General features: G+C 57.1%; 23 protein-coding genes and 1 tRNA gene. 10 read left to right on the forward strand and 14 right to left on the reverse strand.

From position 1 onward, the window contains the following. Positions 1-94: 94 nt before the first annotated feature. The 3 genes from nusG to ACEE09_RS00585 form a co-directional block, all read right to left on the reverse strand. Positions 95-841 carry a transcription termination/antitermination protein NusG gene (gene nusG / locus ACEE09_RS00575; protein WP_449081116.1) on the reverse strand — a complete coding sequence of 249 codons (747 nt, stop codon included), beginning with the start codon at positions 839-841 and terminating at the stop codon, positions 95-97. A 102-nt stretch (positions 842-943) separates the two neighbouring features. After that, positions 944-1,207, reverse strand: a complete 264-nt coding sequence (secE, locus tag ACEE09_RS00580; RefSeq protein ID WP_449081118.1) for a preprotein translocase subunit SecE — start codon at positions 1,205-1,207, stop codon at positions 944-946. A gap of 74 nt (positions 1,208-1,281) precedes the next feature. Then, a tRNA-Trp gene (locus tag ACEE09_RS00585) sits at positions 1,282-1,354 on the reverse strand. A 236-nt stretch (positions 1,355-1,590) separates the two neighbouring features. Here ACEE09_RS00585 and ACEE09_RS00590 point away from each other — a divergent pair. Further along, the gene (locus ACEE09_RS00590; RefSeq protein WP_449081119.1) at positions 1,591-2,793 is read left to right on the forward strand and encodes a pyridoxal phosphate-dependent aminotransferase; all 1,203 of its coding nucleotides are present in this window, start codon (positions 1,591-1,593) and stop codon (positions 2,791-2,793) included. A 204-nt stretch (positions 2,794-2,997) separates the two neighbouring features. After that, positions 2,998-4,029 (forward strand): 6-phosphofructokinase, encoded by a 1,032-nt coding sequence (locus tag ACEE09_RS00595; RefSeq protein WP_449081121.1) that lies wholly within the window; start codon positions 2,998-3,000, stop codon positions 4,027-4,029. Positions 4,030-4,723: 694 nt separating this feature from the next. Here the strand turns inward: ACEE09_RS00595 and ACEE09_RS00600 are convergent. The 5 genes from ACEE09_RS00600 to ACEE09_RS00620 all read right to left on the reverse strand — a co-directional run bounded on the left by ACEE09_RS00600 (position 4,724) and on the right by ACEE09_RS00620 (position 8,193). Beyond that, positions 4,724-4,948 carry a hypothetical protein gene (locus ACEE09_RS00600; RefSeq protein WP_449081122.1) on the reverse strand — a complete coding sequence of 75 codons (225 nt, stop codon included), beginning with the start codon at positions 4,946-4,948 and terminating at the stop codon, positions 4,724-4,726. A 76-nt stretch (positions 4,949-5,024) separates the two neighbouring features. Continuing rightward, positions 5,025-5,303 carry a hypothetical protein gene (locus ACEE09_RS00605; protein ID WP_449081124.1) on the reverse strand — a complete coding sequence of 93 codons (279 nt, stop codon included), beginning with the start codon at positions 5,301-5,303 and terminating at the stop codon, positions 5,025-5,027. A gap of 52 nt (positions 5,304-5,355) precedes the next feature. Then, positions 5,356-6,501, reverse strand: a complete 1,146-nt coding sequence (gene ygfZ / locus ACEE09_RS00610; RefSeq protein WP_449081126.1) for a CAF17-like 4Fe-4S cluster assembly/insertion protein YgfZ — start codon at positions 6,499-6,501, stop codon at positions 5,356-5,358. Beyond that, positions 6,501-7,166 carry an FABP family protein gene (locus ACEE09_RS00615; RefSeq protein ID WP_449081128.1) on the reverse strand — a complete coding sequence of 222 codons (666 nt, stop codon included), beginning with the start codon at positions 7,164-7,166 and terminating at the stop codon, positions 6,501-6,503. The genes ygfZ and ACEE09_RS00615 overlap by 1 nt, the downstream gene beginning before the upstream one ends. A 274-nt stretch (positions 7,167-7,440) precedes the next feature. After that, complete coding sequence (locus tag ACEE09_RS00620; RefSeq protein ID WP_449081129.1) at positions 7,441-8,193, reverse strand: hypothetical protein; 753 nt, start codon at positions 8,191-8,193, stop codon at positions 7,441-7,443. Positions 8,194-8,340: 147 nt separating this feature from the next. Here ACEE09_RS00620 and ACEE09_RS00625 point away from each other — a divergent pair, with 147 nt between their 5' ends. The 8 genes from ACEE09_RS00625 to ACEE09_RS00660 all read left to right on the forward strand — a co-directional run bounded on the left by ACEE09_RS00625 (position 8,341) and on the right by ACEE09_RS00660 (position 16,493). Further along, complete coding sequence (locus tag ACEE09_RS00625; RefSeq protein ID WP_449081131.1) at positions 8,341-9,027, forward strand: response regulator transcription factor; 687 nt, start codon at positions 8,341-8,343, stop codon at positions 9,025-9,027. Positions 9,028-9,067: 40 nt separating this feature from the next. Next, the gene (gene mshD, locus ACEE09_RS00630; RefSeq protein WP_449081133.1) at positions 9,068-10,036 is read left to right on the forward strand and encodes a mycothiol synthase; all 969 of its coding nucleotides are present in this window, start codon (positions 9,068-9,070) and stop codon (positions 10,034-10,036) included. 37 nt (positions 10,037-10,073) lie between these two features. Continuing rightward, complete coding sequence (locus tag ACEE09_RS00635) at positions 10,074-12,308, forward strand: RNA degradosome polyphosphate kinase (protein WP_449081135.1); 2,235 nt, start codon at positions 10,074-10,076, stop codon at positions 12,306-12,308. 138 nt (positions 12,309-12,446) lie between these two features. Further along, positions 12,447-13,448: an NUDIX hydrolase gene (locus ACEE09_RS00640; RefSeq protein ID WP_449081137.1), complete on the forward strand. Its 1,002-nt coding sequence runs from the start codon at positions 12,447-12,449 to the stop codon at positions 13,446-13,448. A gap of 7 nt (positions 13,449-13,455) precedes the next feature. Then, positions 13,456-14,277 carry a thymidylate synthase gene (locus ACEE09_RS00645; RefSeq protein WP_449081139.1) on the forward strand — a complete coding sequence of 274 codons (822 nt, stop codon included), beginning with the start codon at positions 13,456-13,458 and terminating at the stop codon, positions 14,275-14,277. 9 nt (positions 14,278-14,286) lie between these two features. Further along, a complete protein-coding gene (locus ACEE09_RS00650) occupies positions 14,287-14,919 on the forward strand; it encodes a dihydrofolate reductase (RefSeq protein WP_449081141.1) in 633 nt (210 codons plus the stop codon). After that, positions 14,916-16,055, forward strand: a complete 1,140-nt coding sequence (asd, locus tag ACEE09_RS00655; RefSeq protein ID WP_449081143.1) for an aspartate-semialdehyde dehydrogenase — start codon at positions 14,916-14,918, stop codon at positions 16,053-16,055. The genes ACEE09_RS00650 and asd overlap by 4 nt, the downstream gene beginning before the upstream one ends. A gap of 9 nt (positions 16,056-16,064) precedes the next feature. Further along, the gene (locus ACEE09_RS00660) at positions 16,065-16,493 is read left to right on the forward strand and encodes a GntR family transcriptional regulator (RefSeq protein ID WP_449081145.1); all 429 of its coding nucleotides are present in this window, start codon (positions 16,065-16,067) and stop codon (positions 16,491-16,493) included. A 13-nt stretch (positions 16,494-16,506) separates the two neighbouring features. Here ACEE09_RS00660 and ACEE09_RS00665 read toward each other — a convergent pair whose 3' ends face one another. The 6 genes from ACEE09_RS00665 to ACEE09_RS00690 form a co-directional block, all read right to left on the reverse strand. Continuing rightward, positions 16,507-16,923, reverse strand: coding sequence for a PGPGW domain-containing protein (locus ACEE09_RS00665; protein WP_449081147.1), 417 nt, complete (start codon positions 16,921-16,923; stop codon positions 16,507-16,509). A 12-nt stretch (positions 16,924-16,935) separates the two neighbouring features. Further along, entirely contained in the window at positions 16,936-18,027 is a 1,092-nt protein-coding gene (locus tag ACEE09_RS00670) for a UDP-N-acetylmuramate dehydrogenase (RefSeq protein WP_449081148.1), read from the reverse strand. A gap of 85 nt (positions 18,028-18,112) precedes the next feature. Further along, positions 18,113-19,342 carry an MFS transporter gene (locus tag ACEE09_RS00675; RefSeq protein WP_449081150.1) on the reverse strand — a complete coding sequence of 410 codons (1,230 nt, stop codon included), beginning with the start codon at positions 19,340-19,342 and terminating at the stop codon, positions 18,113-18,115. A gap of 142 nt (positions 19,343-19,484) precedes the next feature. Continuing rightward, positions 19,485-19,946, reverse strand: coding sequence for a MaoC family dehydratase (locus ACEE09_RS00680; protein ID WP_449081152.1), 462 nt, complete (start codon positions 19,944-19,946; stop codon positions 19,485-19,487). 3 nt (positions 19,947-19,949) lie between these two features. Further along, positions 19,950-20,396: an FAS1-like dehydratase domain-containing protein gene (locus tag ACEE09_RS00685; RefSeq protein ID WP_449081154.1), complete on the reverse strand. Its 447-nt coding sequence runs from the start codon at positions 20,394-20,396 to the stop codon at positions 19,950-19,952. A 132-nt stretch (positions 20,397-20,528) separates the two neighbouring features. Then, entirely contained in the window at positions 20,529-21,797 is a 1,269-nt protein-coding gene (locus ACEE09_RS00690) for an Nramp family divalent metal transporter (protein ID WP_449081334.1), read from the reverse strand. Positions 21,798-21,850 lie beyond the last annotated feature (53 nt).

Raw genomic sequence — 21,850 nt, forward strand, 5'->3', positions numbered from 1 at the left:
GATAAATCTAGGCACCCACCCCTGGTTTCCATGGAGACACACAAAAAGGCCGCCCCACATGAAGCGGGGCGGCCCTCAACCAGACTAGCTGGTTCTACATCTTGGTGACCTGAGAGAAGTTCAGGGTTACAGGGGTTTCACGTTCAAAGACGGAAATCAGCACAACCATTGAAGAAGCTGCGGCGTTGATTTCTGAGATGGTGGCAGGCATGCCCTCGAAGGGGCCTTCCTTAACGGTGACGGCCTCACCAATCTCAAAACCGGTTTCAACAGCGGGGGCAACCTTGGGTGCGGCACCTGCTTCTGCCTGCTCAGCCTCAAAGACAGGAGCTAGCATGTCGACAACCTCATCCAGGCGCAGGGGAACCGGGTTGTAGGCGTCCTGCCCAACAAAGCCGGTCACACCGGGGGTGTGGCGCACAACGCCCCAGCTCTCGTCGGTCAGATTCATACGCACCAGAGCGTAGCCGGGCACGCGCACGCGGCGTACCAGCTTCTTGGTGGTGTTCTTAACTTCCATGACCTCTTCCATGGGAACCTGAACCTCGAAGATGTCATCTTCAGCGTTCAGGGTCTGGGCACGGGATTCGAGGTTGGTCTTAACCTTGTTTTCGTAGCCAGCGTAGGTGTGGATAACGAACCATTCACCCTCCTGGCGGCGCAGCTTAGCCTTGAACTCTTCGAGCGGGTCAACAGCGGGCTCACCGGCCTCTTCAGCTTCGGTGACTTCTTCAGCAACCTCAGCGGCCGCTACTTCAACAGCCTCATGGCCCTCTTCGATTGCCTGCTCTGCAGGTTCTACAACCTCTTCAGTTTCGGGATGCTGTTCCTGCTCGGTCACGCTTTCCTGCTTTCGTCAATGGGGTTTACTTGAAGGCACATAAGCCTTACATACACAAAAGATTCTACGGGTTAGGTCGCTATCGTCCTAGCTTCGTTACTTCTAGTTGATACCGTTACCAAAAATCCAGAAGGCTCCCTGACCGAAAACGTAATCTAGGCCCGAGATGAAGAGCATCATAAAAGCAACGAAGAAAAGAACAATAATCACATACTGCACCAGTTCTTTACCGGTGGGGGTAGTGACTTTTTTGAGTTCTGCGATAACTTCGCGTAAGAACTGGAAAATACGACCAAAGAAGCCTAGCTTCTGCTGTGCGCCTACTTCTTCAGAATCGGCGGTCCTGGCGGCGATTGATTTAGCCATAATAGGCCCGCCCCTTTCTAGACTCATCATGAACATGAATGTTCGATTGACAAATAAACCTGTGAGGCTTGAAGCAGGGCGGACAGGACTCGAACCTGCAACCTGCGGTTTTGGAGACCGCTGCTCTACCAATTGAGCCACCGCCCTTTGAAGGTTACCCCTTCAAGGAGGTCTGAACCCCTTACAGGCACAAACCTAAAGCTGTTCGGTTGCGAACAACGTTACCTACTGTAGAACATATTTTTTACTTTGGCAATTTGATGCGCGCTCGCCCCTCCCGCCTTATCATTTATAGGATAGGTAACTAAAGGGCGCACCGGCGTCCGCACCCCTTTGCCCCAACTGAACGGTCCTGCCAACAGGACGGAAGCGAGAACCTCCCCATGACTGCCCGCGTATCCCGCCGTATTGGCGCTATCGCCCCCTCAGCCACCCTCGTTGTTGACGCTAAAGCTAAGGCCCTTAAGGCACAAGGACGCCCAGTCATCGGCTTTGGTGCAGGTGAACCCGATTTCCCCACCCCCGACTACATCGTAGAAGCCGCCCACAAGGCCCTAGAAGATCCCACCAACTTCCGCTATACCCCGGCAGCAGGCCTTCCGGCCCTACGCGAAGCCATCGCCCAGAAAACCAAGCGCGACTCAGGAATCGACGTTGACGCCTCCCAGGTCATCGTAACCAACGGCGGCAAGCAGGCCGTCTACCAGGCCTTTGCCACCGTCATTGATGAGGGCGACGATGTGCTCCTACCCGCCCCCTACTGGACCACCTACCCCGAAGCCATCCGCCTTGCAGGCGGTAACCCCATCGAGGTTTTCGCCGGAGCCGACCAGGAATACAAGGTCACCCCCGAGACGCTAGAGGCAGCCTACACCCCTGCCACCAAGGCCCTCATTTTTGTGTCCCCTTCTAACCCCACCGGTGCTGTCTACACCCCCGAAGAAACCAAGGCAATCGGTGAATGGGCCCTTGAAAAGGGCGTCATCGTGCTCACTGACGAAATCTACGAGCACCTGACCTACGACGGGGTTCCCTTCACCTCCATCGTCAAGGCTGTACCGGCTCTGGCGGAAAACACCGTTATTCTCAACGGTGTTGCCAAAACCTACGCCATGACCGGCTGGCGCGTAGGCTGGATGATCGCCCCCGCAGACATCACCAAGGCAGCAACCAACCTGCAGTCCCACATGACCTCTAACGTCAACAATATGGCCCAGATGGCCGCCCTTAAAGCCGTCTCTGGCCCCCTAGACGCTGTCAAGCAGATGCACCAGGCCTTCGACCGCCGGCGCAAGATTATCGTGGAAGGGCTCAACGCTATTGAAGGTGTGCACTGCCCCACCCCCAAGGGTGCCTTCTACGCCTACCCCGACGTCACCGGCCTACTCGGTAAAACCATTGCAGGTAAGACTCCGCAGACTTCTGCTGAACTTGCCGAAATTATCCTCGAAGAGGCCGAAGTAGCGGTTGTACCCGGTGAGGCCTTTGGCCCCTCTGGCTACCTGCGTCTCTCCTACGCTCTGGGCGATGATGATTTGGCTGAGGGCCTTGCCCGCATGCAGAAACTGCTAGCCACCGCCAAATAGTTTTCAGCTTATAGAAACAGCAGGACGCTCCCTCGTAGCTACTACGTGGGAGCGTTCTTTATGTGCGCCCCACTACCCAACACAACCCCTCTTTACTACAATAGAAACCAACAAAGACCCAGGCTTTGGACGGCCCAAACGGGCAGAAATCCAACTGGGTCATTACCCTCATTCCTCACCAGGAATAACACAAGGAGTTTCTCCATGAAGATTGGTCTGCTTACCTCCGGCGGCGACTGCCCCGGCCTGAACGCTGTGATTCGGGGCGCTGTGCTCAATGGCGTCAAGACCTACGGCGACGAGTTCATCGGCTTCCGTGACGGCTGGCGCGGCGTCGTTGACGGCGACTTCATGGATCTGCCCCGCACCAAGGTTCGCGGCCTAGCCCGCACCGGGGGCACCATTCTAGGTACCTCCCGCACCAACCCCTTTGATGGGCCTAAAGGCGGTGCCGAAAACATTGAAATCATGATGGAACGCAACGGCATCGACGCCATTGTCGCCATCGGCGGTGAGGGCACCCTAGCAGGCGCTAAGCGCCTGGCGGACGCAGGTCTGCCCGTGGTCGGCGTACCCAAGACCATCGACAATGACCTCCAGGCCACTGACTACACTTTCGGCTTCGACACCGCGGTCTCTATCGCAACCGATGCCCTAGACCGCCTACGCACTACCGGGGAGTCCCACCACCGCGCCATGGTCGCTGAAGTCATGGGCCGCCATGTGGGCTGGATAGCCCTGCACTCCGGCATGTCCGGTGGCGCCCACGCTATTCTGATTCCAGAGGTTAAGGTCTCCATGGAGGAAGTCTCAGGCTGGGTCAAAGAAGTTCACGACCGCGGCCGCTCGCCCCTGGTGGTAGTGGCCGAGGGTTTTATCCCGGAGGGCTTTGACGATGTGATGGCAGGTAAGGGCCAGGAGAAGGACGGCCGCCCCCGCCTAGGCGGTATCGGCGACTGGGTTGCCCAGGAGATTGAGCGCATCACCGGTATCGAAACCCGCAACACCACCCTAGGCCATATCCAGCGCGGCGGCGCCCCCACCGGCTTTGACCGAGTGCTCTCCACCCGCCTGGGTATTCAGGTGGTCGATATGATTCACGATAAAGAATGGGGCAAGATGGTCGCTCTGCAGGGCACCGAAATCAAGCGCGTTGACTTCGCTGAGGCCCTGAACGGCCTAAAAACCGTGCCGGTGCACCGCTACGAAGAAGCTAAGGTTCTCTTCGGACGCTAGGCCCTAGAGGTATAAGAAGTGGTTCTCCTCCCCGTCGGGGGAGGAGAACCACTTCTTTAGTGTCATCAGTTTTGTGCGCCTTATACGCCCTGTAGGGCAATAACTACTGGGAGGGTTAGGATGAGCAGGAAGAAGGCCACTGCCCAGCCCCATGTGCGGGCCAAGAGACTTAGCCCAAGGCCAAGAAGACCCAGCAGGGGTGCAAGAGCCCAGCTATAGCTGGTAGCAAGCCCTCCATAGATAAAGGCAAGGGCACCAGCCAGAAACATAGGGGCAGCAAGCAGATTAAATTTTTTCCAGCGTGGGGAAGAAAATACCCCCCAGCGATTACCAACCACATAAGATATCATCTCCACTACCCTTTCTAGAAAAACGGATTAGGAACAAAAACTTGCCTAATAGCAATTGCTTTAGCCTTCACCCAGCCTGAGTACTTATTCAGCTGTAAGTCGACTGTAATCAAAGCAACTAAGTGACGGTCACAGGCTTTATTGAAATAACCGTTCGCTGCATAACACAGGTCATGAGTGCGACATCGCGTGTCGAGCAAATCAATCGGATCATCAGGGCCACTCACCCCTGGCCCACACCAATTCCCATGAACTGGAAAGCCGATTTGAAGATTATGTCCGGCAAGAGCAGGAAAAGCTCCCCCTCCGAGACGAGTTGATACTCCCTGATTATACGAAATGGCTTATAGTAAAACGACTTCATTCACGCCATCCACCCGCGCTCTGTCAACATCGAAATATTCAATATTGCCAAATGAATCAAGCACAGCGTATTCTAAAAGCTTCTCTGCCAGCATCTCGCTATCATACGAATCTCCAGGAGAAGTAACAGCATTTGCTGGGGCCATTAGGCCGAACGAAATAGCAATTACTAGAGATACTAGAAAACCACAAACCCGATTAAACATCACGACTCCCTGAATTGAAAAAAATTTTCGTTATATCAGCACTAAGCCTGTAAGAAGAATTTTTACATGATAAACGTTACATGTAAAGAGCCTGAGAAAATATTTGGGTAGCAGAACCCAACCAGTCCCACCTACCACCGAAGCTTGGTTCCACCATTACGGTTTCATCAGCTACTGGAATACCTAGGTCAACGGTTTCTGTCACACGAAGCTCAGCGGTTGGGTAGGTGGCGGTATCGATGGTAGTGGAGGTGAAGTAAAAATCGCGGCGGCTACCAGCGGTGATAATACTAGCGACATCAACGGTGAACCGGGCAGACTCAGGACAGAACCCTCCTGCCCAAGTATCCTGCACCTAGACTGTGCAGACTCTTATACACTTTCAGAGGCTCCTATTTTTCGGGGCCCTAACTACGCAAAAAATCCCCCATGTTCCGGCGCCCGGCCACCTGGCCAGCGTCCGGAGCAACAATGATGGTCTGGGCGGCGGCGTACTGGCTAGTTGCGGGGTTGCCCTCGGCGTCCGTATCTCCCCCATCTACCACGCGCAGGGTGGCGGCCGGGTCAACCGACCGTTTGAGCAGAGCCAGGGCAATAGGCCCAGCCTCATGGTGCAGGGCCACCGATGTCACAGTACCCACCTTCTTCTCACCGGCCAGCACGGCAGAACCGGCAGCGGGCAGGGTATGCTCGGAGCCGTCCAGGTCGAGGAAAGTCAGGCGGCGGGGAGGGTGACCCAGGTTATGCACGCGGGCCACAGTCTCCTGGCCCTTGTAGCAGCCCTTCTCCAAATGCACAGCGGTGCGCAGCAAATCTAGTTCATGGGGGATGGTTTTCTCATCAGAGTCCACACCCACGCGCGGCCGCCAGGCCTCAATGCGCAGGGCCTCAGCAGCCCAGGAACCTGCCAGTTTAGCGCCCTCCACCGCATCAAGTAAGCGGTGGGCTGGCACAATGGTCAGGTAACGGTGGTAGGCAGAGCCCGGGTGCTGCTCTTCCCCAACGGACGCGTAAGTGTAGCCACCGGTGGCGATACCGGCCCCCCAGGGGTCAGCCCAGATAATACCGCCTGCAAGCAGGGCGCTGGCACCCTCAGCCTCACGCGGGTCCAGAGTGGAACCCAGCACAGCGTGAGTTTCGGTGCGGTCAGTAATCTCAACGCGCAGCATAAACTTCATACGGTTCAGATAGTTAACCAGGGGCGCTGCCTGCTCACCTTCGGTTATCAGCCAAACTGCGCCGTCCTTCTCAACGGCAAAGGCAGCAAATTCGATACGCCCCTGAGGGGTCAGCAGAAGAAGCTCAGTGGAATCACCCTCCCCCAGTTGCGTGAGCACCTGGCTAGAGAGGGTGGTCAGCCAGCTCAGGCGGTCTTCACCCACAACCGTCACCACCCCCAGGTTGGAGTGATCCACCAGCGTGAACTGGGCACGGCGGGCTAGTGCCCGCTGCTCAGCTACAGGGTCACCGTAGTGGGCTGCAACCCCCTTATCTGCCCCAGAAGCCGCAAAAGCACCCGGGCGAGATAAGAGGGGGCTACGATAGCCGGTCACTACTGGTCACCTGCAAAATCTTCGCCACCGAACATCGTGGTCCCCAAATCGTCACCACTCATAGAGGAAGTCTTACGCAGCTCAGCAGAGGCGTGCTTCTCCAGCTTTCGGGTTTCAGGGTTAGCGGTCTCCCAGTCCCACATCAGGTTGCCGTTGACCAAGCCCCAGAGACGCACAGAACCGGCGTAGTCCTTGGTGATGTCATCCTTGAGCATATTGCCGGTCTGCATGCGCACCACCGGGCCCTTAATCATGCCCACATAGTTTTCAGTCAGGCCGCCGGGGTGGGCGATAGTAGCAAGCAGGTTGAAGCCGCCGTCCTCATTCCGCAGGGACTCCACCGACTCAGCGTCCTGGTGGACAGGAACTATGTCAGCAGGCACCAAGCCAGGGCCCACATCGCCGTCTACCTGGGTGCGGTCAATCTGCCAGAAGCCAGTTTCTACAGTAAGGGGGCGCAGCTTTTGGCCCTGGTCATCGAGCAGGAAGCTCTCGGCGCGGTATTCGATGAAGGGTAGGCCATCTTGGCTGAAGGTAATAATCTGCCCGAAAGGGGTTGACTCTGAGCCCTCGTACCAGAGGGAGCCAATGCCCTCCCAGGTGCCCAGCAGCCAGGAGAAGGGCACAAGTTCGGGGGTGAGGTTGGTAGGAATTTCAATAGCCATACACACCATTGTAGTCGGCAAGCCAACCTGAGGAGAGGGGCAGGTATGAGCAGTGAGGGCACCCCTCTGACGACTTACCTTAGGTGCCCGAAATATAAAGAAAACCGGCCCTCGCGCAACAATGCGCGGGGCCGGTGCTATAAGCCTGTGGGTTGCTTACTTCTGGCCGCGGAAGAGACCGGTGAGCACGAAACCGATGCAGGTGAAGATCGCCAGACCTGCCAGGCCCAGAAGGACAAGAAAGAAAATTTCAAGTGCAAGAATACTCATACCGCTACACTACCACGCGAGTGAGGAAAGTCGCACACACATAGGCGATAACACCAATCAGCGCCACAGGCGTTACACCCAGAGTAATAGCGCCACGACGAGGCCCCTCGGTGGGGCCTGCTGATACAACACGGATACCAATCAAGGTCAGTAGCAAGCCAACACCCAGACCAATGGTGACAACGGGGTAGGTAGTCTCAAGATCCCTGGCCACAATTGCTAAACCAACCCAACCTGCAACAGACACCGAGGCAAGCACACCCGAAACGCAACTAATCACAGACTCCAGCCGCCCCACAGCTCCCTCACCACGGGCAAGTTCCACCATAAAGCTGGCAACTACCCCCACCGCTGCAATAGCAGGCAGAAAAGCCAGAGGAGCATGGCCAGGGTTCAGCCAAGAATAGAGCAGGGAGGCCACCCCAGAAAGCAGAACAATGACAGAGTGAGAGGTAATACGGCGGCGCCCCCGCAACTCTGCAATACCGGTAGAGGCAGGCCAGCCACCGGCAATCAAGAGTACGGCCCCCAGCCCAGCCAAGGCAGCTGCATCAGGTGAGATAGCTGCGGTGATGACCAACGCAATGAGGGTGATGAGTGCAGAAAGAGCTACCAGGGCGTAGCGGGAACGGGGTGTGGCCCCGATTCGCCCCAGGGGGCCTTCATAGACGGCTTTACGTTGGGCGCGTCGGAGCTTGGTAAGCTCAGGAACGAAGGTGCGGATAGCTCTGTTCTGGGTGGGGTCTTTAGTAGTCACTCTTGGGTTTCATCTCGCTGTGTGGGGTGCCCGGGTGCGGGCGGCGGCATCCTTCTTATCTTCCCGTATTATGAGTCTTTTTATCAACGTCTGTGCCCTGCGTTTTATACTGGTGCTTGAGTTGACCTGTTCTAGGAGTGTGTGAGCGTGCTGCATATTGTCGTATTGAGTGATTCTGCGACCGATGGCTCCGATGTCACTCAGTCGCTGGGGTTATTGGCTCACCAGCTATCAGCCTTGCCTTTGAGTGCGTCTGCTTCCATGGTGCAGGCCCTGGGCCCTGATGTGGTTTTGGTTGATGCTCGTGAGCAGTTAGTTGCGGCCCGTAATTGTGCCCAGCTGTTGAAAAGTTCTGGTTGTGCCACACCGCTATTGATGGTGCTGACAGAGGGCGGCATGGCCGCCGTTGCGCCGCATTGGATGGTGGATGACATTGCGCTTGAGTCGGTAGGCCCAGCTGAGCTTGAGGCTCGATTGCGGCTTTTAGCCTCCCAAGTAGCTGAGGACTCAGAACCAGAGAACACAGTGATTCGGGCCGGGGCTGTCATGGTAGATGAGGCCTCCTATTCTGCCCGTCTGCAAGGGGCACCCTTGAACCTGACCTATAAAGAGTTTGAGTTACTGAAGTTTTTGGTGCAGCACCCGGGCCGGGTCTTTACGCGCGCCCAGTTGCTCTCTGAGGTGTGGGGCTATGACTACTACGGTGGCACTCGCACCGTTGATGTGCATATTCGCCGTCTGCGGTCGAAATTGGGCCCTGATCATGAACAGTTGATTACAACTGTGCGCAATGTTGGGTATAGCTTCAATTCAGCCCGCTCTGATTCCCGGTAGGCTTGTATAGTAGCTGTGATGTCTTCAGGAGGCGCGCGTGGTGTGTAAGATTATTTCGCCTAAGGTTTCAGCTGCTCTAATAGCTGATTTTGAGCAGTTAGCTGAGCGAACCCACCAGCAGGACGGCGCAGCCCCTTTTTCTGAGCAGACTTTTGTTGAACTGCGTAAAGCAGCCCAAGGTGCGGACGCCAGCATACAGCTTTTTGAGGCCCGGCTAGGTACTGAGCCGGTAGGGTTCGCTGCCCTAGTGCGTGAAGGTGAGCTGTGGGTACTTGAGGCTGCAGTTACCCCTGCTGCCCGCAACCGGGGTATCGGTTCCGCCCTGATTCGTGCTGCTGTTGAGGCTACCGGCGATGAGCCGCTCCGGGCCTGGGTGCACGGGGGCTCTGATGAGTTTAGCCCTGCTGTGCAGGCAGCTACACACCTGGCCAATAAGCTAGGGTTGCACCCCACCCGCGAACTCTACAAGCTGGGTCTGGCCCTGACCGAGCAGGTGCGGGCAGGCGTCCGCGCAGCAGCCCAGAACCGCCCCCTCCCCCCTGGCTTGACTCTGAGTACTTACACCCCGGACCAGGCTGAAGCCTGGGTACAGGTCAATGCCCAAGCTTTTGCCCACCACCCCGAACAGGGGCGGCTAACCCTCGATGACCTTAAGGTACGCACCGATTCTGACTGGTTCCGCCCCGAAGGCTTCTTCCTGGCTCAGGAGGGCAAGGGGCAACTAGCAGGCTTCCACTGGACCAAAATCCCCACAGCACAAGGCCAACACCCCGAAGGTGAAATCTATGCCCTCGGCATCTCACCCACCTGGCAGGGCCGAGGCCTAGGTAAAGCCCTCACTCTAGCCGGCATGGCCTACCTAGCTGAAGCCACCACCCAAGAGGGCACCCCACTTGACCGTATTGTGCTCTATGTTGATGCCGACAATACCACTGCTGTAGACCTCTACCGCTCCCTTGGGTTTACCCCCCTCACCATCGACCGACAATTTGCCCCTACCCACCCTTAATCTTCACCCCGCCCCCTTGCATTGAAAGGCAACCCCCTTGATTAACCTCCCTGCTGGGACCCCAACCCACCACCACGTCCACGGTCACGGCCACATCAAGAAAATTGAACGCCCAGAAACCCGCGTAGACCGCATTGACATCGGCAAAAAAATCAAACAACCCAACCTTGAGGGCGACTTCAGCGCAGACCGCTTTCTCGACCGCGAAATCAGCTGGCTAGACTTCAACACCCGCGTGCTCGAACTCGCTGAAGACCCAAACCTCTACCTACTCGAGCGTCTAAACTTCCTCTCCATCGTCACCAGTAACCTAGACGAATTCTTCATGGTGCGTGTAGCTGGCCTCAAGCGCCGTATTGCCACCGGTATCGCTGTTCCCTCAGCAGCAGGACTCGCCCCCGAAGAGCAGATGGAAAAAATAGCTGAAGTCGCCCACGCCCTACAAGAGCGCCAGTACCGTGTCTTCCACGAACAGGTCTACCCCGAACTGGAAAAAGAAAATATCCGCATTGTCGGCTGGGAAGACCTCACCTCCGTAGAGCAAGAGCGACTCTCCCGTTTCTTCCGCTCCCAACTCTTCCCCGTGCTCACTCCCCTAGCAGTTGACCCAGCTCACCCCTTCCCCTACATCTCTGGCCTATCGCTAAACCTGGCCGTGATTGTGCGCAACCCCCAGACCGACAAAGAACTCTTCGCCCGCGTCAAAGTACCCGAAGCCATCGAGCGCATGGTAGCAGTAGACGGCGCCCGCTCCGTCAAAGCCTCCTCAGGGGAAGTACGCTTCATCCCCCTTGAAGTCATCATCGCCGAACACCTAGAGGCACTCTTCCCCGGCATGGAAGTCGTTGAACACCACGCCTTCCGCATCACCCGTAACGAAGACCTAGAAGTTGAAGAGGACGACGCCGAAAACCTCCTCAAAGCCCTGGAAACCGAGCTACTACGCCGCCGCTTTGGCCCCCCGGTGCGACTAGAAGTTGAAGACACCATCAACCCCGAAATCCTTGAGCTGCTCGTCTCCCGGCTCCGTATTGATGAACACGAAGTCTACAAGCTCCCCGCCCCCCTTGATCTTCGAGGCCTCTCTGACATCGCCAAAACCAACCGGCCAGCCCTGAAATACCCCAAGCACATCGCCCACACCTCCCGCTGGCTCAACGCCAACGAGACCTCAAAGGCAGCAGATGTTTTCACAGCAACCCGCTACCACGACGTCCTGCTACACCACCCCTACGATTCCTTCGCCACCAGTGTGCAGGCCCTACTAGAGCAGGCAGCAGCCGACCCAGCCGTCCTAGCTATCAAGCAGACCCTCTACCGTACCTCCGGCGATTCACCTATCGTTGATGCCCTCATTGAAGCTGCTGAAGCTGGTAAACAGGTTCTGGCCCTGGTCGAGATTAAGGCCCGCTTCGACGAAGAAGCCAACATCCACTGGGCCCGCAAACTCGAACGCGCCGGTGTGCATGTGGTCTACGGCATCGTTGGTCTCAAGACCCACTGCAAACTCTCCCTGGTCGTCCGTAAAGAGGCAGAGGGGCTGCGCCGCTACTGCCACATCGGTACCGGTAACTACCACCCCTCCACCGCCCGCTTCTACGAAGACCTCGGCATTATTACCTGCGACCCGCAGATTGGTGAGGACGTCTCCCGCCTCTTCAACCAGCTCTCCGGTTACGCCCCCAAGACCACCTACAAGCAGCTTCTTGTTGCCCCCCGCTCCCTGCGCTCAGGGCTCATCGACAACATCAATAAAGAAATTGAGCACAAGCGGGCAGGGAAAGCCGCCAAAATTCAGATCAAATGCAACTCAATGGTGGATGAAGCTATCATCGACTCCCTCTACCGGGCCTCCCAGGCCGGGGTGGAAGTCAATGTGGTAGTGCGCGGTATCTGCGCCCTACGCCCCGGTGTGCCGGGCCTTTCTGAGAACATTAAGGTGCGCTCAATCTTGGGCCGCTTCCTTGAACACTCCCGTGTTTTCACCTTCGAAAATGGGGGCTACCCCAAGGTCTACATCGGTTCAGCTGATATGATGCACCGCAACCTAGACCGCCGTGTCGAAGCCCTGGTGCAGGTGAAGGCAGAAGCCCACATCAAATATCTGCTCACCATGTTCAATGACTACCTCTCCCCCAAAACCAGTAACTGGCACCTAGCCTCTGATGGCCGGTGGGAGCGGCACCACCTGGACGCTGACGGTGCGCCCCTACGCGATGTGCAAGCCTATTACCTAGCTAGCCGCGAGCAGAAGCGCAACAAACGGGCCTAGGTAGCCTACCAGCTCCTAGACCCTCCTGTTTGGTATTTACGCGCCTAGAACGAATGGGCATAGAATGTCCTTGAGTTACCCTTCGGTTAACTCAAGGACATTCTGAACGCCTGCCCCACCCCCCACGGAGCTTTCCACATGCCGCACACCGAAACTTTCTACGCCGCCCACAGCCACAACGGTGCTCTCTCGCTCAGCCGTGGCCCCCGCACCCGGGCAGCTATCAACGCCGCTGGTGCTATTATCTGGCGCAGGCACCAAGACCAGGTGCAGGTGCTCATTATTCACCGCCCCCACTATGACGACTGGTCCTGGCCCAAAGGTAAACAAGACCCCGGCGAGACCCTGCCAGAAACCGCCGTCCGTGAAATTCGCGAAGAAGTAGGGCTCAAGGTCACTCTGGGTGCCCCGCTGGCAGTGACCTCCTACGAGGTGAAAGGCAAAGCGAAAGAAGTCTACTACTGGGCTGTCCAAGCACCTGCCGGGCAAAAAGCGGTAGCCGATGAAGGGGAAGTGGATGAGCTACGCTGGGTCAGCCCCAAGCAGGCCCGCACCATGCTCACCAACGTCACTGATAAAGAACCCCTAGATGCCCTGCTGGCCTTAGAACACGGGCAGAACCTGTGCACCCGCCCCGTCATTATTGTGCGCCATGCTAAGGCAAAACCCCGCGCTAGCTGGGCCGGTGCCGAAGGTGAGCGTACTCTTGCTGCTACCGGTAAGCGTCAGGCCCTGGCAGTGGGGCGGCTTTTAGAGGCATGGCAGCCCGAACGCATCATTTCTTCCCCCTGGGTGCGTTGTATGCAGACGGTCTACCCTTATTCCAAGGCCTCGGGTATTTCTATCAAAGAGAAGCGGGCACTGACGGAGGCGCACCACGCCCGGGCTCCCAAGCATGCGCGTAAGGTCGTTGAATCTCTCTTTGAGAAGCGTGATAAGCCGGTGGTTCTCTGCACTCACCGCCCGGTGCTCCCTACCGTGCTTGAGGTACTGGGTGAGCACCTGAATAAGCAGCTGCGCCCTCATTTGCCCACCAGCGACCCCTACCTTAAGCCCGGGGAAATGTGGGTGCTCCAGGTTTCTGTAGCTCACCCCAAGACCGTTGTTTCACTCGAACAGATTAAGCCCTTTGACGATTAAAGAAGATATGACTGTTACCCCTACCCCTTACGAAGACCTGCTGGGCGAGATTATGGCTACCGGCGATGAGAAAGCTGACCGCACCGGCACTGGTACCAAGAGTGTCTTTGGCCGTCAGATGCGCTTTGATCTTACGGAGAGCTTCCCGCTGATTACCACTAAGAAGGTGCATTTTAGGTCGGTGGTTATTGAGCTGCTCTGGTTTTTGCGCGGTGAATCGAACGTGCGCTGGCTACAAGAGCGGGGCGTGACTATCTGGGATGAGTGGGCAGATGAGGACGGCGAACTGGGCCCGGTCTACGGGGTGCAGTGGCGCTCCTGGCCTGCTGGTGACGGTGGCACCATCGATCAGATCGCTCAGGTCATTGATTCTTTGAAGAAGAACCCTGATTCCCGCCGCCATATTGTCTCAGCCTGGAACCCAGCTGAGGTCGATAATATGGCCTTGCCTCCTTGCCATGCCCTCTTCCAGTTCTACGTTAAAACTCGTAAGGACGGCCGCCAGGAGCTTTCTTGCCAGCTTTACCAGCGCAGTGCAGACATGTTCTTGGGGGTACCTTTCAATATTGCCTCCTACGCTTTGCTGACCCACCTGATTGCTCAGGAGGTGGGTATGGTACCCGGTGAGTTTATTTGGACCGGCGGTGACTGCCATATCTATTCCAACCATTATGAGCAGGTGACCGAGCAGCTCTCGCGTGAGCCTTACCCTTACCCGAGCCTGCGCATTAAGAATAAGAAGTCCTCAATTTTTGATTATGAGTTCGAGGATTTTGAGCTGGTAGATTACCGCCACCACCCTCTCATTAAAGCCCCGATTGCGGTCTAGGGTGTGGGTATGAGTCAAGAAAACCTCTCGGTTTCACAGCAGCAGCTGCCCCAGCTTGGAGCGATATGGGCGCAGGCCAGCAATGGGGTGATTGGCCGCGATGGTGATATGCCCTGGTATGCCCCTGAAGATTTGAACCATTTCAAGCAGACTACCTTGGGTACCCCGGTCATGATGGGGCGGGTAACCTGGGAGTCTTTCCCTCCCCGCTTTCGCCCCTTACCGGGGCGACTCAACCTTGTTATTTCCCGGTCGGTCACCGAAGTTGAACATAAGGACGGTGCCGTGTGGGTTTCTTCCCTCGATGAGGCTTTGAGCCAGGCTCAGCATCTGGCCCCGGAGGCTAGCACCTACTGGCTTATTGGTGGTGGCTCCCTCTACGCTGAGGCTCTAGGGCGTACCAATCTGCCCGGTGTTGCTGGGGGGCAGGTGAGCCTGGTGGAGCGTACCCTCTTTGAGGTTGAGGTTCCCGGTGATACCTACGCCCCTGAGCTGGGTGAGGGTTGGGCGCTGGTGACTGAGGGCGCGCCCGTCCGCTCTGAGAAGGGCTATGCTCTTACTGGTACAGGGCAGAAGCTACCTCTCGCCATGCGGTTCCAGACTCTGCGCCGGGAGCCGGTAAAAGATAGACTAAAACCATGACTTTTACATCTGGTGATTCTGTAGGCTTTGTTGGTTACCGTGGCATGGTTGGCTCCGTGCTCATGAAGCGCATGCTTGAAGAAGGTGACTTCGCGGGTATAACCCCCGTCTTCTTCTCCACCTCCCAGGCCGGTTCTGCGGCCCCTACCTTTGACGGTGCCCTTGAGGAGTCCACCCTTAAGGACGCCCATGACATCGATGAGCTGGCCAAGCTCCCTGTCATTGTGACCGCCCAGGGTGGCGACTACACCAAGGCTGTGCACAGCCAGCTACGCGAGCGCGGCTGGAAGGGCATCTGGATTGACGCTGCCTCTACCCTACGCATGAACGATGACGCCCTGATCGTGCTTGACCCCATTAACCGCGACGTTATTGACCGCGGCCTGGAGTCAGGTGTTAAGGACTTTGTGGGCGGTAACTGCACTGTCTCCTGCCTGCTCATGGGTCTAGGTGGTCTGTGGAAGCAGGGCCTGGTGGAGTGGGGTACTTCTATGACCTACCAGGCTGCCTCTGGTGGCGGTGCCCGCCATATGCGCGAGGTGCTCAAGCAGTTTGGCGACATCAAGGGGCATGTAGCATCTGAGCTAGATGACCCTGCCTCCGCCATTCTTGAGATTGACCGCAAGGTGCTAGAACTGCAGCGCTCTGGTGATCTTGATACCACCCAGTTTGGTGTGCCCCTGGCCGGTTCGCTGATTCCCTGGATTGACTCTGATTTGGGGAATGGCCAGTCCCGCGAAGAGTGGAAGGCTGAGGCTGAGTCCAACAAGATTCTGGGCCTTGAAGGCGATGACCGTGTGGTTCTTGATGGCCTGTGCGTGCGTATTGCCACCATGCGCTCTCACTCCCAGGCTCTAACCTTGAAGCTCAAGGAAGACCTGACTGTTGAGGAAATCGAGAAGATTATTGATGAAGATAACCAGTGGTCAAAGGTTATCCCCAACACCAAGGACGCCACCGTTGAGGGCCTGACTCCCGTTGCGGCATCCGGCACCCTAGATATTCCGGTGGGCCGCATCCGCAAACTCAATATGGGCCCCCAGTACATCTCTGCATTTACTGTTGGTGACCAGCTTCTGTGGGGCGCTGCAGAACCTGTGCGCCGTATGCTCAAGATTGCGACCGGCACCCTTTAGACTGGTGCTATGACCAAACACGAGATGCCCCCGATTCATGACTCCCATGAGGAGCTATGCGGGGGCATTCGTTCTTTAAATTTTAGGGTTGATAAGGAATCGGACGTCCCACCCTACTCCCAGCTGCGCCGGGCTATTATTGCGGCACGCGCCTCTGGGGTGCTGGCTGCCGGGGACAGGCTGCCACCCATGCGGGCATTAGCCGCTGAAACAGGTTTAGCGGTCAATACGGTTGCTAAGGCCTATAAGGAGCTAGAGGCTGCCGGGGCCATTGAGACGCACGGGCGGGCCGGGTCTTTTATTACGGCTCTTGATTCCACCGCTCATAAGGCCCAGACCCTGACCGAGAAGTATATTACAGCCATGCGCAAGCTAGGCTTTGAGGATCAGAAGATTCACGAGATTCTTGACCGGATGCTGGGGTTAGAGAGCCAGTAGTTTGGGTAGCCCCTTATGGAGAATTGTAAGGTGTTTTTTCTCTATAGTGGCAGCCCGTGGGGCAGTAATGGCTACTGTGGGGGCGGCGAGCCCAGCGGGCAGCATTCCGGCGACGCTGGGCCTGGCGGCGCCGAGCTTTCATCTGCCTCCAGATGTTCAGCACCTTGGCCCGTGCCCACACATTTAGACGGTGGGCCCAATGAAATTCTGTGCCCCACAGGCTCATACCCATAAAGATAAAGAGCCAGCCGGGCCCCGGCGTCACCAGCATGATAAGGCCAGCAAGAATGCACAGAAAGCCCAGCCCAATCACCAGTAGGCGGTAAAGCATGAGTAGGGCGGCGTGGCGCCCCATAAAGGCACGGAAGCGATCCATGCGCTGGTGTAGGAGCCCGCCTTGCCCACTCTCAATTTCTTTCTCTAGGCTCATTGTGCCCCTGCGTTAGAGAGTAAAGCCGACGACCACAGGCTCAGGTACCAGGCGCACCCCAAAACTCTGCTCAACCCCGCTGCGCACAGCGCGGGCGATAGCCGCAATGTCGGAGGTTGAGGCACCACCACGGTTAGTAATCGCCAGGGTGTGCTTGGTAGATAGTGATGCCCGGCCCCCGGCAAGGTCAAGGGCCTCACCGGCAAGGCCGAAGCCCTTATCGAAACCGGCCTGCTGAATCAGCCAGGCAGCAGAGAGTTTGACCATGCCCTCCAGCGGTTCACCGGTGGGGGTGGTTGCCGGGTAGCGGGGGGCGTCCTCAGGTAGCTGGGCGGCGACGTCCTGCCCCACGATGGGGTTGGTGAAGAAAGAACCGGTGGAGTAGGTGTCGCGGTCGGTGGCGTCAAGGACCATGCCCTTGCCCCCGCGCAGGCGCAACACAGTCTCACGCACCTGGTGAGAATCAGCGCGCTCCCCCGCCTCAACGCCCAGTTGACGGGCCAGCTCAGCGTAGCGGACGGGGGCAGACAAGGGCCCGTGGGGTAACTGGAAATCTACGGTCAGTACCACATAGCGCGGTGAGCCGTTCACAGTCGTCTGTTTGAGCACTGAGTCCCGGTAGGCAAACTTCAGATCAGCGTTAGTGAAGGTCTTATAGCCGCCGGTTTCACGGTCCCAGGTGCGCACCGAAGCAATAGTGTGAGCAACCTCAGAGCCGTAAGCGCCCACGTTCTGAACAGGGGTAGCTCCTACGGTGCCAGGGATGCCGGAGAGGGCCTCCACGCCGGAAAGCTCGTGCTCCACCGTATAGGCCACAAAGTCATCCCAGCTGTGGCCTGCTTGCACGCGCAAGGTGGTGCCACTGCAGGCAGAGTCGCTCAGGGTCTCAATACCAGTGGACGCTACGTGCACCACTACCCCATCGAAGCCGTCATCAGCTACCAGCAGGTTAGAGCCCCCACCGACCACCAGCAGGGTATCCCCTGCCTTATCAGCGGCGGTTACGGCGTCAATAATTTCCTGCTCGCTCTTAGCCTCAATAAAGAGACGGGCGGGGCCGCCCACAGCGGCAGTAGTCAGTTCACTTAAAAGCTTGTCAGTCACGGTGCCCATTCTACCGGCTCCGCCCGGCTACCGTCTGTCAGCACCCCCACCAGGGAAGCAGCCCCGGTGCCTCTAGCAAGCTCCTCTAGAGCTTTTCGCTATGAATCACCTGGGTAGCTCGCTTAGATTCCAGTTGGCTGGTGAGCGCCAAAGAAGTTACCACGAAAATTAGGACCGCAAGGAGCCCATGGCGAATACCAAATTGTTCTCCCAAAAAGCCCAGTAAGGGCGGGCCGCCTAAGAAAGCTACATAGGCAATTGTGGCGACCACAGACATACGCACCGCGGCCTTGGAGGGGTCATCTGAAGCTGCTGATATGCCGGTGGGGAAGCCCAAGGAAGCGCCCAGACCCCAGATCAGCAGGCCAATAAAGCCCAAGGGTAGGGTGGGGGCAAAGATGAAGAGGGTCAGGCCAATAATGACGAGAGTGCAGGTTGCCCGGAGTACCGGTACTCGGCCAAAGCGGTTAAGGAGGGAGGTGCCTCCAAAGCGTCCTATTGTCATGGCTACAACAAAGGTGAAGTAGCCCAAGGAGCCGACGGTCTCGCTGGTGCCGTAGTCTTGGGTGAGGGCCATGGCTACCCAGTCATTGGCGGAGCCTTCGGCCAGGGCCATGCCCAGCACAAAAAGGCCAATGAGGATAGTGCGCTTATCGCGCCAGGCATCACGCACCCGGTAGGAGCCGACGACGGCGATGGCTTGGGTATCGTCCTGCCCGTAGTTCTCACTGTGGCAGAACTTGAGAGAAATCGCCACGAGGGCGGCAACTACCAGCGCAAAATACCCCATGTGGATAAGGAAAGGCACTCCCAGGCGGGTGTCAAGGGTACTGACGGCCGCACCGGCGACAGTTCCGATAGAGAAAAATCCGTGCATGATGGGGGTGATATAACGGCCAAGGGCCCGCTCATTAGCTACCCCCAGTACGTTAGCGGCAACATTAGATAGAGCGCTGCCGATACCTTGTAGGATAAGGCCCACTACTGTCAAAGGAAGATTAGCTAGCTGAACACCCACACCAATGAGGACCATGCCGATGACAGCGATGCTATAGGCTGCGGCGATACAGCTTCTCGCCCCATAACGGGCCACCATAGCCCCAGAAAAGCTGACCGCGCAGAAGGACCCTAAGGTCATGCCCAGCAGGAGCAGACCCATGGGCCCGGCGCTTAGACCCAGCCCACTTGCGACATCGGGCAGACGGGTCAGCAAGGCTGAAATTACAAGGCCACTAGCAAAGAAGAGCCCCAGCACGGCCCGGTACCAGGTCTTAATCTGCCGGTCGGAAAGCTGGGTGCGAGGGGTCTGTGCCATAAGGTGTAGGGTCGCTTCTCTCGTGCTTAGTTTGGTTATCACTTGGTATGTGTGATCCGGTCTCTATTCTAGTGGCCACACAAGATAAGGCATCTACTCACAAGCGAGAAGATGCCATATCTGTAGAAGAATGTGGTGGCTGCTAGGTCAGCTTTACTACAGCCTGTGCTTTCATGAGCACTTTCTGTTCTTTACCCTCAGTGTCGGGGGCTGTGACGGTGAGGTCAATGCGGGCGGTGCGGGCGTCCGTATCCAGGGCACCCACCTTACCGGCGACAGAGATGATATTCCCGCCGGTAGCTGGGGAGGCAGCGTCCTGGGCATCAGGGACCGGGACGGGCTTAGAGAACCGGGTCTGGTAGTCCACAATCGCGCCAGCATCCCCCACCCAGTCGGTCACCAGCTGCACAGCAGCGCCCATGGTGAACATGCCGTGAGCGATGACGCCGGGCAGGCCAACAGCAGTGGCAAAGCGTTCGTTCCAGTGGATAGGGTTAAAATCGCCGGACGCACCCGCATAAGCCACCAGGTCAGCGCGGGTCACAGGAATCTGGCGGGCACCAATCTCGGTGCCCTTTTCAAGGGAATCAAAAGAAAGAGTCATGGGTTAGTCCTCCGCCCGAACCAGCAGTGATGAGATGCAGGTGGCGACTTTTTCGCCCTCTACAGTGGTAATTTCCTCGCGAGTAGTGAGCATGGCTCCAGCGCCCATGACTCGCACACTATCGACGTGTACTTCAGTCAGTAGCTGGTCCCCTGCCACGATGGGGCGGTGGTGGGTAAAGCGCTGGTCAGCATGAACCACGCGGGAGAAGTCGATGCCTGCCTCAGGGTCGCTGATCAGGGCAGCGTCCGCTTTCTGTGCCAGAATAATCGCAAAAGTAGGCGGGGCAATCAAGTCACGGTAGCCTGCGCTCTGGGCCGCCTGAACCTCAAAATGCAGGGGGTTGGTTGCCTTCACCGCGGCAGCAAACTCACGAATTTTCTCTCGCCCCACGCTATAGGGTTCTGTGGCCGGGTAGGTGCGGCCCACAATCTCTTCATTAATAGCCATAGCACCACTCTACGTGCCCACCTTGCCTACCTAAAAATTAGGTGCCCTATTGCATCGCACCTCTGTTTGCTAGACAAAAAAAGGGGTGGATGCCGTCTTAGACGACACCCACCCCAGCTCTAAGGCAAGAGGCTACCCAGGAAGAACCTTAGCAATAGCATTCCAGACCTGAACAATACCCAGAGCACCAAAAAGCACAGTAGTAATTACCAGCAAAATATTGGTGGTAATCCCATTGCGCCAGTTATCAGGCACACGGCGGGTATTGAGCAAGGCAAGTAGGGTCACAGCCAAGAAGGGCATGAACAAGGCTCCCAGCACCCCGTAGAACAGAATCAAGAAGATGGGGCGGTCAAGCAGGAGAAGAGTCATGGGCGGGAAGGTCAGCCACAGCAGGTAGAACTTAAAGTACTTACCGCCAGTACGTGTATCGGGGTGGCCCGATTCTTTACCGCGGGAAATACCCCAGAAATCTGCGAACATGAGGGAGACGCCAGACCAGACTCCGATAACGGAGGAGAAGGAGGCAGCCCAGAAACCCACCAAGAAAAGGTTACCGATGATGGTACCGTAGCGGTCCTTCAAAATATCAGCCAAGTCCAAGAGGCCCTTGTCGCCCGCGGAGACGGTTGCACCCACAGAGTAGAGAATCTCAGCGCCCAGGATCAAGGTAGCAATGACGAAGATGCCTGAGAGCACGTAGGCTACTGCGTTATCAATCTGCATCACACGCATGAAACGGGGGGTTGCCCAGCCCTTTTCGCGCAACCAGTAACCGTAGGCAGCTAGGGTGATAGTGCCGCCGACGCCACCGGCCAGAGCCAGGGTGTAGAGAAGGCCACCTTCAGGAATCAGGGGAATAAGACCCTTGAAAAGCTCAGGAAGGTTGGGCAGGGTGTAAATAGCCAGACCTACAATCAGCAGGAACATGAGCCCCACTAGAACTGCGGTAATTTTTTCGACGGCCTCATACTTACCCAACCAGACAAAGCCAAAACCTAGCAGGCCCATGATGATGGCCCAGATTTTCAGGTCTAGGAAGGGGAAAAGGACGGCTAGGGGCATGGCTGAGGCGCTCATGGCGGTAGCCCCATATACGAAGCCCCAAATCATGATGTAGGGGGCGAAGTAGACGCTGGTCCATTTGCCCAGGGACTTCCAGCCCTCAAAGATGGACCGCCCGGTAGCCAGGGTGTATCGCCCAGCTCCTTCGACCAGAATAATCTTGAGAATTACACCTACGAAGACGGCCCACAGCAGGGCATACCCATAGCGTGAACCCGCTACGAGTGTTGCTACCAGGTCAGCAGCGCCGATACCGGTAGCTGCAACGACTAGACCGGGCCCAATGATTTTATAGTTCTTCACTGGGTCTACGGGCTCATGAGGGTTCACCAATATGCTGGGGTACTTCTCGACGTCTGAACGGCTCAACGGCTCCTCCTTACTTAAAC

The organism is Rothia sp. 88186D007BW, assembly GCF_053544215.1.